The organism is Paenibacillus hemerocallicola (genome assembly GCF_006265175.1).
GTDB classification, from domain to species: Bacteria; Bacillota; Bacilli; order Paenibacillales; family NBRC-103111; genus Paenibacillus_AB; species Paenibacillus_AB hemerocallicola.
This window is the reverse complement of sequence record NZ_VDCQ01000069.1, coordinates 38972-52884: the sequence shown is the minus strand read 5'-3', so window position 1 is coordinate 52884 and position 13913 is coordinate 38972. Positions and strand designations below refer to the sequence as shown.

At 58.7% G+C, this 13913-nt stretch carries 11 protein-coding genes; 2 read left to right on the top strand and 9 right to left on the bottom strand.

From position 1 onward, the window contains the following. Positions 1 to 129: 129 nt before the first annotated feature. Together FE784_RS33410 and FE784_RS33405 are read right to left on the bottom strand one after the other, a co-directional pair. On the bottom strand, positions 130 to 828 hold the full coding sequence (locus FE784_RS33410; RefSeq protein ID WP_139606591.1) for a response regulator transcription factor: 699 nt from the start codon (positions 826 to 828) through the stop codon (positions 130 to 132). Positions 829 to 868: 40 nt separating this feature from the next. Beyond that, positions 869 to 1231, bottom strand: coding sequence for a winged helix-turn-helix transcriptional regulator (locus tag FE784_RS33405; RefSeq protein WP_139606590.1), 363 nt, complete (start codon positions 1229 to 1231; stop codon positions 869 to 871). A 128-nt stretch (positions 1232 to 1359) separates the two neighbouring features. Here FE784_RS33405 and FE784_RS33400 point away from each other — a divergent pair, with 128 nt between their 5' ends. Both FE784_RS33400 and FE784_RS33395 read left to right on the top strand, forming a co-directional pair. Continuing rightward, positions 1360 to 2565, top strand: coding sequence for an MFS transporter (locus FE784_RS33400; protein ID WP_139606589.1), 1206 nt, complete (start codon positions 1360 to 1362; stop codon positions 2563 to 2565). A 64-nt stretch (positions 2566 to 2629) separates the two neighbouring features. Beyond that, positions 2630 to 3472, top strand: a complete 843-nt coding sequence (locus FE784_RS33395; RefSeq protein WP_139606588.1) for an aldo/keto reductase — start codon at positions 2630 to 2632, stop codon at positions 3470 to 3472. A gap of 231 nt (positions 3473 to 3703) precedes the next feature. Here the strand turns inward: FE784_RS33395 and FE784_RS33390 are convergent, their stop codons facing one another. The 7 genes from FE784_RS33390 to FE784_RS33360 all read right to left on the bottom strand — a co-directional run bounded on the left by FE784_RS33390 (position 3704) and on the right by FE784_RS33360 (position 13895). Then, positions 3704 to 5614 (bottom strand): discoidin domain-containing protein, encoded by a 1911-nt coding sequence (locus FE784_RS33390; protein ID WP_139606587.1) that lies wholly within the window; start codon positions 5612 to 5614, stop codon positions 3704 to 3706. Positions 5615 to 5632: 18 nt separating this feature from the next. Further along, on the bottom strand, positions 5633 to 6700 hold the full coding sequence (locus FE784_RS33385) for a Gfo/Idh/MocA family protein (RefSeq protein WP_139606586.1): 1068 nt from the start codon (positions 6698 to 6700) through the stop codon (positions 5633 to 5635). Between the two features lie 68 nt (positions 6701 to 6768). Continuing rightward, the gene (locus tag FE784_RS33380; protein WP_139606585.1) at positions 6769 to 7734 is read right to left on the bottom strand and encodes a carbohydrate ABC transporter permease; all 966 of its coding nucleotides are present in this window, start codon (positions 7732 to 7734) and stop codon (positions 6769 to 6771) included. Between the two features lie 52 nt (positions 7735 to 7786). Then, the gene (locus FE784_RS33375; RefSeq protein ID WP_139606584.1) at positions 7787 to 8704 is read right to left on the bottom strand and encodes a carbohydrate ABC transporter permease; all 918 of its coding nucleotides are present in this window, start codon (positions 8702 to 8704) and stop codon (positions 7787 to 7789) included. Continuing rightward, positions 8701 to 10926, bottom strand: a complete 2226-nt coding sequence (locus FE784_RS33370) for a DUF5696 domain-containing protein (RefSeq protein ID WP_246132303.1) — start codon at positions 10924 to 10926, stop codon at positions 8701 to 8703. The genes FE784_RS33375 and FE784_RS33370 overlap by 4 nt, the downstream gene beginning before the upstream one ends. A gap of 52 nt (positions 10927 to 10978) precedes the next feature. Next, on the bottom strand, positions 10979 to 13039 hold the full coding sequence (locus FE784_RS33365; protein ID WP_139606582.1) for a YIP1 family protein: 2061 nt from the start codon (positions 13037 to 13039) through the stop codon (positions 10979 to 10981). A 13-nt stretch (positions 13040 to 13052) separates the two neighbouring features. Next, complete coding sequence (locus FE784_RS33360; RefSeq protein ID WP_139606581.1) at positions 13053 to 13895, bottom strand: carbohydrate ABC transporter permease; 843 nt, start codon at positions 13893 to 13895, stop codon at positions 13053 to 13055. Positions 13896 to 13913 lie beyond the last annotated feature (18 nt).

Here is a 13913-nt window from a genome sequence, read left to right as displayed (position 1 = left end):
AAAACAACACGATGTTAACGGATGTGGAGCGCATTCCCCCAGCTCTTGTCTCCGGCGCTTCCTCTCTTTGCACACTTTTTCAACAGCCAGTTCCGTTCGGCAGTTCCGCTCTGCCTTTCCTTCTCTTCCCTAAGGCTTGAGCCGGTAGCCCATGCCCCATACCGTCTCGATAAATTCGCTGTCGGGAGCAACTTTTGCCAGCTTGCTGCGCAAATTGCTCATATGGACATTAATCGTATTATCGTCTCCGTAGAACGGCTCGCCCCAGACGCTCTCGTACAAATTCGCTTTTGTAAACACTTTCTTCGGCGACGACAAAAGCATGGCCAGTATGTCATATTCCCGCGCGGTGAGCGAGAGTTCCTTCCCCTCCGCCGTCACCCGCTTCGTCTCGATGTCCAGCATAAGCCCTCTGTGCCGCAGTACTTCCGGCTCCGGCTGAGCATGCTGCGCCATTCGCGCATACCGGCGCAGGTGGGAATCGATTCTTGCCGAAACCTCCTCGATATCGAACGGCTTCGTTATGAAATCGTCCGCGCCTCCGCGAAGCGCGGACACCTTGGTCTCCCGCTCGCTCTTGGCCGATATGACAAGCACCGGCACGCCGCTCCGCTCGCCGATTTTCCCGAGCAGCTCCTCGCCGGTCATGCCTGGCAGCATCAGATCGAGCAGGACCATGCTCCACGGCTGGCGCTCCAAATAGAGCAGCGCCTCCGTCCCCGAGAAGGCGGGCTGGGGCGTATAGCCGCTGTTTCTTATTATGCTGCACAATAGCTGGCTTATATCATTGTCATCCTCGACAACCAAAATATTCACGCTGCTCACCATCCGGTTCTCCCTTGTAATGCAGACGCGGCCCGCCGCGCGATTATTTGTTCAGTATATTATCTTCCAGCACGGCGAATTTATCGCCGTATTCCCGGATAATATGATGCTCCCCCCATGCGCACAACGAGTCCAGAATCGACTTGAGACTCCAGCCGTATTCGCTGAGCTCGTATTCGACTTTGGGCGGCACCTGGTTATAAACGATTCGGGTGACGATGCCGTCCTCCTCCAATTCCCTTAATTGCTGGGTCAACATTTTTTGAGTGATGGCCGGCATGAGCCGTCTCAAATCGCTTGTCCGTTTCTTCCCGTACGTCAGATGGCACAGGATGACGCATTTCCACTTCCCCCCGATTACCTCGAGGGTCGCTTCGACGGAGATGTTGTATTTTTTGGTACCCATGTTGGCCTCCTGTTGATAGGAACTTTTTAGTGCCTATAGTACTTTAAAGTACGTACTGTTCTTTTCGTTCCGACGGCTCCATAATAACATGTACCGGCCGGCGATTACCAGATTAGGAGTGAATCGAAATGCCGCTTGATAAAAAACGAAGCACGTTGGCGCTTCTGGCTTTGGCGATAAGCGCCTTTGCGATCGGAACAACCGAATTTATCAGCGTGGGGCTTCTGCCTCTCATCGCTGAAGATTTGCATATATCCGTTACTTTAACGGGGTTAACCGTTACGTTGTACGCACTCGGCGTCATGCTCGGCGCGCCGATATTGACCTCTCTGACATCCGGCGTTCCGCGCAAAACGCTGCTGATGTGGATTATGATCGTTTTTATAGCCGGCAACGGTCTCGCCGCCATATCGGGCGGAATTGCCATGCTGCTTATAGCCCGCGTGGTCTCCGCGCTCGCCCATGGCGTATTCATGTCCATCGGTTCGACGATCGCGGCCGACCTCGTGCCCGACAACCGCAGAGCGAGCGCTATCGCGATCATGTTCTCCGGGCTGACCATCGCCACCGTTACCGGCGTGCCCCTCGGAACCTTTATCGGCCAGCAGTTGGGCTGGCGCGCGGCCTTTATCGCCATAGTCGTCATAGGCATCCTGGCTTTTGTCTCCAACCTGTTTTTAGTTCCGGCCAATTTGCGTAAAGGGAACAAGACCCCTGTTCGCGATCAACTGAAGCTCGTCACCAACGGCCGGCTGCTGCTTGCGTTTCTCATTACCGCCCTCGGGTATGGAGGAACCTTTGTCGTCTTCACTTATTTATCCCCGTTGCTGCATGACATAACCGGATTCAAGGAAACGACCGTAGCCCTCATCCTTCTCCTCTACGGAATTGCCATCGCCATCGGCAATGCGATCGGGGGAAAAGCGGCGAATCGCAACCCGCTGTCGGCCTTGCTCGTCATGTTTGCCCTTCAAGCCGTCGTCCTGTTCATTCTGACGTTCACCGCTCCGTTCAAAATAGCGGGATTGATCACGATATTCGGTATGGGATTGCTCGCATTCATGAACGTACCCGGACTTCAAGTCTATGTAGTCACGCTGGCCGAGCGTTACGCGCCAAAAGCCGTCGATGTCGCCTCCGCCGTCAATATTGCCGCCTTTAATGCAGGCATTGCCATCGGGGCATACTTAGGCGGTGTCGTTACGGATACGATCGGCCTGATTCATACTTCCTGGATAGGAGCGCTCATGGTATTGGCGGCCGTTGCTCTCACGGGATGGAGCCGGGTGCTGGCGAGCAAGGACGAGACGTCTGCCGAAGCACGGGCGGCTTAACGATAACCCGGGCTTTGGACACGAATCATATGACACTACATGAATAAATGGAGGTACTATTTTTATGACTCGACATCTACAAAGCACAACCGCGCTGCACAATGGCGTTCCAATGCCGTGGTTCGGCCTCGGCGTGTTCAAGGTGGAGGAAGGCTCCGAGCTCGTCGAAGCCGTCAAAGCATCCATCCGGCACGGCTACCGCAGCATCGACACGGCCGCGATATACGGCAACGAAACCGGCGTCGGCCAAGGGATTCGCGAAGCGCTTGCCGAGAACGGCCTTTCCAGGAAAGACCTGTTCGTCACCTCGAAAGTGTGGAACTCCGACTTGGGCTACGAGTCTGCGCTGGCCGCTTATGAGACCAGTCTGACCAAGCTCGGCTTGGACTATTTGGACCTTTACCTGATTCACTGGCCCGTGGCGGGCAAGTATAAAGAAGCTTGGAGAGCCTTGGAGACGTTGTACAAAGAGGGCCGCGTTAAAGCGATCGGGGTCAGCAATTTCCAGATTCATCACCTCGAGGATCTGTTGAAGGATGCGGCTGTCAAGCCAATGGTGAACCAGGTCGAATTCCATCCCATGCTGACGCAAAAAGAGCTGCTCGGCTTCACGAGAAGCCAAGGCATTCAACTGGAAGCCTGGTCTCCGTTAATGCAAGGTCAACTGCTGGATAACCCGGTGCTCGGGGAAATTGCCGACAAGCATAGCAAATCGATCGCTCAAGTGATCCTGCGCTGGGATTTGCAGCACGGAGTGATCACCATCCCGAAGTCGACGAAAGAACACCGGATTATCGAAAATGCGGCTATCTATGACTTTGAGCTCACCCAGGCGGAAATGGACCGAATCGACTCCCTGAACGAAAACCGCCGCGTCGGCCCGGACCCGGACAATTTCGATTTTTGATTGCTGCAAAGCTGGGCGGCCGGGCATGTTGCGGCCGCTTTTGATTGGTATGAGGATGGATAGGAAACTTTGTTCGATGCCCCGCCGGCAAAATCGTTATAAGAGATCCGTTTCGATAAGCTTCAACTCAAAAAAACCTCCAGCACCACTTTTATAGTGGATTTGGAGGTTTTGAGGTTTCTATTTATGAGGGTTCCTCGTCAGGTCTTATCGTATCGGAAAAACTTCGTCTCAGAAAGGGTCGTTGTAAACCCCCGCCTCCCATAAGGAAGCTTTCGTCGAGCCTGCGGCCCGCGTCGTCAACAAAATCTTCACGTATCGGGCGCTTGTCGACGCGAAACGGATATCGTCCATGCCTCCGTCACCGGTGGTTGTAGCGTAGACGGTCGAATAGGAGATGTCGTCATCGGAAAGCTGAATCGAATAAGCCGCATCATAGGCGGTTCGCTGCCAGTCGAGCATGATGCGGTTTATCGTCCGCGAAGAGCCGAGGTCTATCTTATACCATTGATTGTCCGCCGCGACGCTTTCCCATCTGGAGCCGACGCCGCCGTCGATCGCGAGGCCGGCGGACGCCGTATTGCCGGAGGCGCTCGCGGTACCGCCCAGGGCCAGGTTAGGCCCTTCCGCTTGGTATACCTCGATTTCTTTCAAGCCGGGTCCTCCCGCAGAGGAGCGGTGCGTCATCAAAATCTTGATGTACCGTTTGTCGTACGGCGAAGTCGCAATGTCGTCCGTCCCTCCGTTGCCGGACGTCTCGGTATGCGCGTTCGTGTACGCCGCCCCGTCATCCGATACTTGGATCGAATATTGATCCGCATAGTCGGCATTCCACTTCAGCACGATCCGGTTGAACGGCTTGCTTGCTCCGAGGTCGATTTGCACCCATTCCGAGTCGGTGGCGCCCCCCGTCCAGCCGTCCAGCAAGCTGCCGTCCGTCAGCTTGCCCGCCTCCGCTCCGTACGCGGAAGCGGTGACGGTGCTCCCGTACGCCAAGTTCGTTTTGTCCCGGATCAGTTTCGCCGCGCGAATGGCGAAGCCGGATTGGTTGTTGTACCACGGATACGGATGCCCGTTCTCGAAAAAGTTCGACCGGGCGCTCGCCATGAAGTTGTCCACCCGCTCCCGGTCGTCCAGCATCGCCGCGGCGAGCGTCAGGTTCGACCAGGGGAAGCTTGTCGTATTTTTCATCGAAGACCAGCCGGGATGGTAGGTGTTAAAGGTGGTATATAGGTCGGAAGCTCTTGTCGAGGCGGGGGAGATGACGCCGAACATCATCGGCCATAGCTGGGAGGTTGCATCCGCATAGAAGGTCGTCCAATTCGTCGATACGGACGGGCTCGTATAATAATAATGCTTGTATTTATCGGCTGCCGGCTGCCACAGCAGCGTTTCGATGCCGTTCTGCACGCCGGTCTGCTTGGACGCGTAATCGGCGGACTTCGCCGCGTCCCCGAAAACGTTCTGCTCCAGCCAGGCGATGCTGCCGTAGCCGTCGTACACCTCCGAGTTGTCCATCAAATATTTGATCTTGTAGTCCGGCTTCGCCCATGTCAAGCCGTCGCCCGTGAGGGTCGCCGTCATGGCGTCGGCGATCGTCTCGATCGCGGTCCGGTGCGTAATCAAATAGGACGTGTCCCCGCCGGATTCGGCATACTTTTTCAAGACGCTCATGAAGGTGGCCGCGTACGAGTCGGACGAGTCGTACTTGCCGCAATGCACCTCGGTCCCGTCGCTCACCTTGGCGTAATGGACGTATACCGTGCCGGTCACCCCGTTATAGTCGGGGGCGTTCGTATGGCCGATATACCAGCCGATCCATTTCTTCGCCGCAGCGAGATTGTCCGCGCTCGGATGCTCCAGCATGCCGAGTACGGCCAAGTTGGACTGATACGGTTCGATTTTGTAATAATCGTCGCCAACGCCCGTCGTACATATGCTGCCGCCGACAGACATTTTCACCTTGGCCGTCAGCGATGACAGCACCGCTCCCGAAGGCTGCTGCAAGCCTGCGATATATGCCGACTCGTTCTCGACGATGCGGGAGTAGTCGACCGCGGCGGATGCCGCGGCCGGAAAAGCGAGGAGAAATACAAGTAAGCTGGCGAGCTGAGAAATTCGTGCGAATAGCGGATGTCCCATCCTCAATCGTCTCCTTGTTCAGACCGGATAATGAATTTCCGTTTGCTTGGCGCCGGATTCGTAAATGCCGCACAGTATTTTCATCATCTCCACTCCATCCTCCACCGGACTGATCGTCTCGCGTCTCCCCAGACAAGCGTCCACGAAATGGTCGATCTCGTTTTGGAAGCCGTTGTTCGGATCGAACGTGAGACTCGTCATTTGCGGCGATACGTTGAGAATCGTATCGTGCTTCTCGGCGACGAGAGACAGCTCCGGTTCAAGCTCCAGCCCTCCTTTCTCGCCGAACAATTTGACCGTCAGCTCGTCTTTTTTGGCATGAAGCGAGAAGCTGACGTCCACGACGAGGGATGCTCCGTTCTCGAAGCGGATAATCGCATTCGCCAAATCTTCCACCGTGTTGCCGGCCGGATCGAAGTCGGAAGACCGGTATGTCTGAAAGTTCCTTACATTGGAACGGTTCCCCAATTTGACGTACGTGTTACCGCTGACCGTCTTGACCTTCGGCTTGCCCATCAAGTACCAGCACAGGTCGATGACGTGAACGCCGAGATCGATCAGCGGCCCGCCCCCCGACTTGTCCTTGTCCGCGAACCAGCCTCCGGGATTGCCGAGGCGGCGCAAGCATGACGCCTTCGCATAATAGATCGGGCCGAGCTCGCCTTCGTCGATAAACTTTTTGGCCACGATGGCGTTCGTGCCGAATCGGCGCACATAGCCGACCTGCAGCACTTTGCCGCTCCGCTTCGTCGCCCGCTCGATCGAGAGGGCCTCCTCCACGTTCATGCACAGCGGCTTGATGACGAGCGCATGCTTGCCCGCATCGAGCGCGGCTATGCTCATCTCCGCGTGGAAGCAGTTCCACGTGCAGACGCTGACCGCATCGAGAAGCGGATCGGCCAGCATCGCCCGATAATCGGTATATACGTTCGGTATGCCGTATTTCGCGGCTTTGTCCCTCGCCCGCTGCTCGTTCAAGTCGCAGACCGCGTGCAGCTCGACTCCGGGATTGGCCGCATACGCCCGCAGATGCGTGTCCGAGATCATGCCCGTGCCGATCATGCCTACCTTCAGCTTTTCGCCCATAGATTCGTCATCTCCTTATTTGTTGCGTCATATTCGGCTTATGCAAAGCTGTTTGTGCATTCAACTTCTTATCCGACGATGCCGGTCCGCTCGATGCTTTTCATGAAATACCGCTGCAGCTCGAGATAGACGAGCAGCACCGGGAGCAGCACGAGCACGCAGGCCGCCATGACGGTCGCCTGGTCGGGAACCGCCGTCGCGCCTCCGCTCATCGTGTTGATGCTCTGGCCGAGCAGCGGCAGCATCATCGGCAGCGTAAACTTGGCATTGTCGACCAGATAAATCGACGGCTCGAAGAAATCGTTCCAATGCCACACCAGCGACAAAATGCCCGAGACGAGCAGCGCCGGCACGACGATCGGCAGCACGATCCGCACGAAGATGGCGATCGAGCCGCAGCCGTCCACGCGGGCGGCGTCCTCCAGCTCATGGGGCAGGTTGCGGAAAAATTGGCGAAAGATGAAGATGAACAACGCGCCCCTGAGACCGTGGGCGAAAAAGCCCGGAACGATCATCGGCCAATACGTGTTGATCCAATCGAGCTGCTTGAACTGGATGAACAGCGGAATGATGATCGTCTGCGGCGGCACGATCATCGTGAACATCGCCAAGCCGAACAACGCCTCCCTCCCGGGAAAATGGAATCTCGCAAAGCCGTAGCCGACGATCGAGCACGATATCATCTGCCCCGCTACGCCCAGCAGCGATAAAACGGCCGTATTTTTCAAGTAGGAAAAATAGTGCAGGGCGGCATATGCATTGAAATAACTGTCCACGTTGAACGTCTTCGGGATCCAGAAGACGGTCGGGTCGACCAAATCGGTGACGGACTTGAACGACGTGGAAATCATGAACAGGAACGGATACAAAAACACGAACGAGAGCCCGATCAGGTACAAATAAACGATCGCCCTGTAGCCGAAGCCGATCCACCGCCGTCCATACGCGATCGCGGTCAGCCGGCCTTTGGAGCTCGGCGGCTTGACCCGTCCGGACGGGACGGCGGCTTGCGGCGTTTCGATGCGGTGCTCCATGCGGCACCTCCTCTCCCTTTGATGGGCCAAGCGCGCTCCGCCTCCTCCGCGGCTACCGCTCGCCGATATAAACGATCCGTTTGCGCGTAAGCGCGATGACGAGCATGACGAGCAGGAAGACGAACAAAAAGTAAAGCCAGCCTAGCGCAGAAGCATAGCCCAATTCGATTTTGCTGAAGCCGGTATATTTGATGTAGATCATCATGACGTTGCGCAGGTCGGTGAATGAGTCGACCAGCGTGAAAATGGCGTTGAGCAGCAGGATCGGCGTCATGAGCGGAAACGTGATTTTCCAAAACATTTCCCATGGCGTCGCGCCGTCGCACTTGGCCGATTCGTACAGCGATTCCGATATGCCCTGCAGCCCGGCAATGAACAGCAAAATCGGGATGCCCGTCTTCCAGAGCGCCACGGTCAGCGTCTTCAGCACGTCGGACAGCGCGTCCGCCAGCTCGGGCGGCAAGTAGACCGTCAGTGCGGCCGGAATGTCCAAGCCGCCGACTTCGCGGATTTGTCCACCGCCGCTCGCGCTTTGCAGCTGCGCCATCGCCGCCTGCATCGGATCGGCCTGCAGCCCGAGCAGCTGCTGCATGACGAACCCGCTGCCGATCAGGACGGGCAGGAAAAACGCCCCGCGAAAAAACAGCTTCCCCTTCACGTTCTGATTCAGCATCGAGGCAATGAATAACGAGAAGGACAAAATAAGCGGGATTTCGATCAGCGATGTCCGCACCGCATGCAGGAAAAACGGAACGAACTGGGTGTCCTTAATAAAAGCGCGCGTATAATTGTCCCAGCCGACGAATTTCATGTTCAGCTCGGACACGTTGTTGATGCTCTGGAAGCTCATATACAGCGACATCGCCAGCGGGTAGACGAGAAAGGCGAGGAAGCCGACGAGCCAGGGCGAGATGAACAAATAGCCGCTCCACATTTTCCGTGTCTCCAAACCGAGCCTGATCCTCTTCATCCGCCCTCTCCTCCCCGTACGACCTCATAGCCGAGCGGACCGACGGCTACGCTGCCCCCGCGGTAAGCCGTTTTGCCGTAATTGACGATCGTCCGCACCCCGGAGGCGTAGGTCGTCTCATATACGCCTTCGGCCAGCTTGCGGTGATTGTCGATCGGCTGCGACCAGACGTCCCCGAGTTTTTCCTGCAGCTCCTTGTACAGGCGGACGAGGTCCGGCTCCCATTGCGCGAATTCGGAGCTGAACAGCCGGTTGTAGCGCGTAAGCCTCAGCGTCTCCGGAGCGTTCCACGTCAGCTCGAAATAAGGCATGCTGCCGTATTCGACCCATTTCAGCAAATGCTCCCTCCGGTCGTAATGCAGGTTGTGCGGAATGTCGTCGCTGTAGGGCACGTACCCGTGCAGGACGATTTGCATGAAAGGCACCTCCTCGTCCGTGTACACGTACCCCGAGGCTCGGAGCGGAACGTCCGACAGCCGGTCGGCGATGCTCCAGGCGTAAGCGTTGGCGCCGCGAACCGCCGTTTTGCCGGTAGCGGCCCTGGCTTTGCCGACAAGCCCGGCGAAGCGGCCCGCCGACTCGCTCCGGTTGAGCCGCGCCTGCTCGTTGTAGTCGTTCGCGACCGTCTCCCCGAGACGGGCAAAGTCGATGCCCGCCCCGTAACCGAACAGCGTCCCGCTGCCCGCATCGAAGCGTTCGTCGGCGCGAGCGGCATTGATCAGGAAGCGGGTGCCGAAATCGTGCTGCACCGGCAGCCGGTTCGGTCCTTTGACCGTATCCTTTTGCTCGGAGAAGCCCGGGTTGCCGGAGCGGGCGTCGAGCAGGTTCACGCTCAGGAACAGCTCGTGACCGTTGTCCCGGGCAAAAGCCGACAGCTCCCGCAGCTTCGGGCTTCCGCCCAGCTCCTTCGAAGCGGTAAGACGGTCGGGGACGATGCCGTAGCCGCCTTCCATCCAGCCGCGCAAAACGACGCTCATCGCGCGAACGCCGGCGTCCTGCAGTCGCCCCACGATCTGCTTCGCCTGCGCGAAGCCGGTGGAGCCGACGAACCGGTCGGCCAGCACGCGCTCCTCCTCCACCCCCATGAACAAATCCAGCGCGAGCGGCAGCGGGGCGTCCGGACGTATACGACCCGTCAGCTTGCCGCTTTCCAGCAAATACGACCGATACGCCTTGGCCATATCGGCATACCCGGCTTTCCCCGGAGGCAAGAAGGCGTATTGCAGCCTGAAGGTAGCGCCGGAGCGCTCCTTCTCCACCTGGGGCACGTTCTGGTCTTTGCGGATCGCCGCGGAAAAGGATCGGCGCAGCGTAAATTCGCCGGCTATCCGGTTCAGATTGATGCCGTAGCCGCTCGGGTAAAAGTTGACGTTCGCGTCGAACTCCCCTTCCGTCATATAAGCGGCGAAAGCGACGCCGTTCCGCTTCACGCCGAATACCGGCATGAAGGCATTCTCCTCGCCCCCCCGCCCCGCATTCGAGCCGTCGTCCGGGCCGTACACCCTGGCGGAATACGGCCTCGTATAGACCGGGTGATCCGGCTTGAACGTCGTGAGCGCCCCGCTGCCGTCGGGATAAACGACGTAGCCTTCGTCGCTGTCGGCGGCGGCGCCGAAGTTGGGCAGCGGCTCCAGCGAGACGAGCACCACGCTCCCCTGCTCGCGTATGGAGGAGGCCGGTACGGTTACGTTCAGCCGGTCCCGCTCCAGCGTATATTCGATGGCGAAGCCTACGCCGTACGCCGGATAATCGTACGTGAACCGGATTCCGCCCGGTATCGGCTCCTTCGCCGACTTCGGCGCGTTCGTGACGGAATTGGTGCGGATCATCTCGTGCAGCGGCCGGGCCGTATCGGCAAAGGTCGCGTTAAACGCCGCCTTCGCCCCGTCCTTGAGCAGCTGGCTGCCGCCCAGCTTCTCGCCGGGGACGTCGGAGGCGGACATCCACACCGCACCGGTCCGGACGTCCTTTACGGCGATGTTCGTCGTGTCCGGCTCCGCATACAAGACGAGGCTGGCGGTTTCCGCCGCTTTCCCGTAATTCGCCAATTCGCCGAGCCGGGACAGCGATTCCTTGCTTGCCGCGGCGCTCTGCGCTCCGGCGAGTCCGGCGGCTGCGGGCTTTTGCGGCTCGTAGCGCTCCATGAGCGCGAGAAACGAGACAAATGCGGCGACGACGGCCGCCCAGAGCGCGATTCGGATCGCCAAGCGCAGCTTTTCCATCGGGCTCACCCCCTTCCACCTCCTTGCCGTATTTCGACATGTCGTGCCATGTTCACGAGCTCCTTACGTACATTTCCACATACAGCTCCCGGACAAATCCGGCTACATGGTCGAGCAGCATGTAGAACAGTACGGCCGCCGCCATCAGTACCATCATCGTAAAAGCGGCGACTAGCGCGACGACGACCGTTTTGACAACCGTATAGTCGTTCAGCGTCATGATCTGGACGAAGCAGACGCCGCAGAGCCATACGAGCATGAGCAGTTCGATCGCATGCAGCAGCCCTTGCTCCTCCAGCGTCAAAACGTTGCTTGCTATCGTCACCAGTATGCGCCCGACCAAGTAAGGGAGAAGCGAGTAGGCGCATGCCGCCACCGTCTGTCCGAACGTCGATTCCCCGTCGAGCACGGTTGTCGCCGCCCACAAGGCGACGACGCCGGCGGCGAGCGGCACTGCCATTTTGGCCGTCTCCAGCACAAGACTGGCGAATTCCGGACGCGTCCCGGCAAAATGAAAGCCGGTGAAATAAATTTCGAAAAAGCGGGCGCCTATGACCGCCGCGAACAGCAGCAGCGCCGCGGCAAGCGACGGCGCCGTCTGGATGCGCGCGAACGCTTCCCTCGGCTGGAATACGAGCAGCGCGGCTTGCGAGAGCGGGGTGCCGCCTCCGGGCGATGCGGCGAGCCGGTTCGTATAGCTTCTCAGCGCTACGGCGGCGTAATAGGCGGCGGCCAGCAGCAGCGCTGCCGCTGCGGCAATCCAGCCGAACCGCTCGCGCAGCAGCTGATGCCGCCAGCCTTTCATCGCCTTGGAATAATTCGTCTTATCCTCGCCGAGCTTCAGCTCCGCCATCGCCTCGGTCCACTTCTCGCGCTTCAGCAGCGCCTTGCCCACGCCCCGATGCGCCAGGACGTAATTCGCGTTCATGGCCAGCGCCGCGTTCCACGGCCCGACCGCTTCCTCATAGCGGCCGTCGTGATACAGGGCGGTCGCCTTCTGCACGAGCGTCGCGAACGCATTCGGCCGGAACACCTGAATGTTCCCGAGCGCGCGGTCGAGCACGTACAGCAGTCCTTCGGAGTCGAGCGCGATGGCGACCGGTTCCTGGAAATAGCCGCTTTGCTGCCCGCTTCCCCCGAACGCCATCAGCATGTTGCCCTCCTGGTCGTACTGGTACACTTTCTTTTGCCGGGAATCGACGACGCTCATAATGCCGTTCGGGGCGACGACGATATCGGCCAGCGCGGCCGACGTCCGCACTCCGTTCGTTTGGCTGTATTCGCCGTACGTCTTCGCCGGATACGTGTTGACGCCGAGCAGGTTGAATCGTTTGATTTCCTCCGACGACGTATTGCCTACCACCGTATACAGACGTCCTTCCTTAGGATCAATCGCGACTCCGCGATGATTCGGCGGCACTTTTTTGCCGGAGGCGTCGCGCTGCTCCTTCGTGGCGAAGACGCGTAATATCCAGTCCTTCAAATCGAATTTCAATTGGTTCGGGGCGATATACCCTTGGAATTTGCCATAAGCGTCCATGACGATCAGCCCGTGGTAATCGTTGCCGCTCTGCACGTACAGGTTGCCTTTGCCGTCGATCGCGAGCTTGTCGGGCCGGTAAGGAAAGTCGGGATCGAGCAGGTCGGATTGCGGCGCCGAGAACGTCTCGATCAGCCGCCCGTCCGGCGATACGTGCACGATGCGGGCGTTGTTCGTATCGGCGACGTACAGATGGCCGTCGGACTCGACGAACAGTCCCTTCGGGGCATTCAGCCCCAGGCTGTCTTCCTTCGTGCCGAACATTCGCAGCGCGTTGCCCCATCGGTCCAGTCGGACGATTCGGTTATGGTCGGTATCGGCGACGTACAGCCGGTCGCTGCCGTCGATGACCAGGTCGGCCGGGTTTTTGAGCGCGTTGCCTCCGCTCGGGACGATTACCCGCTCTACGGAATAGCCGAGCGGCGTCGGCAGCGCGTTGCCTCCGTCGTCGATCACGTATCCCGCGGGGGGAGCGGCGTCGGCGGATGCCGGGAAAACGGCCGGCAGTAGCAGCGCGAGCAGAAGAAGCGCGGCGGTTAAGCGTTTCGTTGCATTACGGTGCGATGTATTCATCAGGATTCCCGTCCTATGACTTGATACCCGAGTGCGCCATCGTATCCATCACCTGCCGCTGCAGAATGATGAACAGGACGAGCGTCGGGACGATCGAGACGAATGCGCCTGCCGCTGCCGCTCCCATGCGGCCCACCGCTCCGTTGGAAATGCCGGCCAGAGCGAGCGGCAGCGTCTTCATCGTTTCGCTCGTCGTATAGATGAGCGGCGAGAAGTAGTCGTTCCAGTCGGCGATGAAGCTGAAGATGACGACGGTCATCCAGGCCGGCTTGACGACCGGCATGACGACGAGCCAGAACGTCGTCCACTCGTTCGCCCCGTCCGACCTGGCGGCTTCGAGCATCGGCTCGGGCAGCTGGTCCATGAACTGCTTCATCAGGAAGAAGCTGTACGGCACCGCAAGCTTCGGCAGGATGAGCGCCCAATACGTGTTGACCATATTCAGGCCGGAGATGACGAAATAAGTCGGAATTTGCGTCACCTGCGGCGAGAACATGAGGGCGGCCACGATAACCGCGAACAAAAAGCCCGAGCCCGGCAGCTTGTAGCGCGATACGATGAAGGCGCCCATCGCGCAAATGACGACGGTTCCCGTCACGGCGACGACCGTAATGAATACACTGTTGAACAAATAGCGCGTGAACGGGACGAGCAAGCTGTCGGTGGCGATCAGCAGATCGCTGAAATTTTTCATCGTCGGCTTCATGACGAAGAAGCGCGGCGGGTAAAGAAACAGCTCGTCGAGCGGCTTGAAGGCCGTCGACACGACATAGACGATCGGCGCGGCCGTCAAGGCGACCAGCGCGGCCATGACGGCGTGCAGCGATATTTTCGATACGATGCGTTTCGTTTTCATTTCCGTACCACCTCCCTC

What these genes read in the sequence shown, in the direction of transcription:
- FE784_RS33400 (WP_139606589.1), top strand. Translation starts at nt 1,360, where the DNA reads ATGCCGCTTGATAAAAAACGAAGCACGTTGGCGCTTCTGGCTTTGGCG.
- FE784_RS33410 (WP_139606591.1), bottom strand. Translation starts at nt 828, where the DNA reads ATGGTGAGCAGCGTGAATATTTTGGTTGTCGAGGATGACAATGATATA.
- FE784_RS33370 (WP_246132303.1), bottom strand. Translation starts at nt 10,926, where the DNA reads ATGGAAAAGCTGCGCTTGGCGATCCGAATCGCGCTCTGGGCGGCCGTC.
- FE784_RS33380 (WP_139606585.1), bottom strand. Translation starts at nt 7,734, where the DNA reads ATGGAGCACCGCATCGAAACGCCGCAAGCCGCCGTCCCGTCCGGACGG.
- FE784_RS33360 (WP_139606581.1), bottom strand. Translation starts at nt 13,895, where the DNA reads ATGAAAACGAAACGCATCGTATCGAAAATATCGCTGCACGCCGTCATG.
- FE784_RS33385 (WP_139606586.1), bottom strand. Translation starts at nt 6,700, where the DNA reads ATGGGCGAAAAGCTGAAGGTAGGCATGATCGGCACGGGCATGATCTCG.
- FE784_RS33365 (WP_139606582.1), bottom strand. Translation starts at nt 13,039, where the DNA reads ATGAATACATCGCACCGTAATGCAACGAAACGCTTAACCGCCGCGCTT.
- FE784_RS33375 (WP_139606584.1), bottom strand. Translation starts at nt 8,704, where the DNA reads ATGAAGAGGATCAGGCTCGGTTTGGAGACACGGAAAATGTGGAGCGGC.
- FE784_RS33390 (WP_139606587.1), bottom strand. Translation starts at nt 5,614, where the DNA reads ATGGGACATCCGCTATTCGCACGAATTTCTCAGCTCGCCAGCTTACTT.
- FE784_RS33405 (WP_139606590.1), bottom strand. Translation starts at nt 1,231, where the DNA reads ATGGGTACCAAAAAATACAACATCTCCGTCGAAGCGACCCTCGAGGTA.
- FE784_RS33395 (WP_139606588.1), top strand. Translation starts at nt 2,630, where the DNA reads ATGACTCGACATCTACAAAGCACAACCGCGCTGCACAATGGCGTTCCA.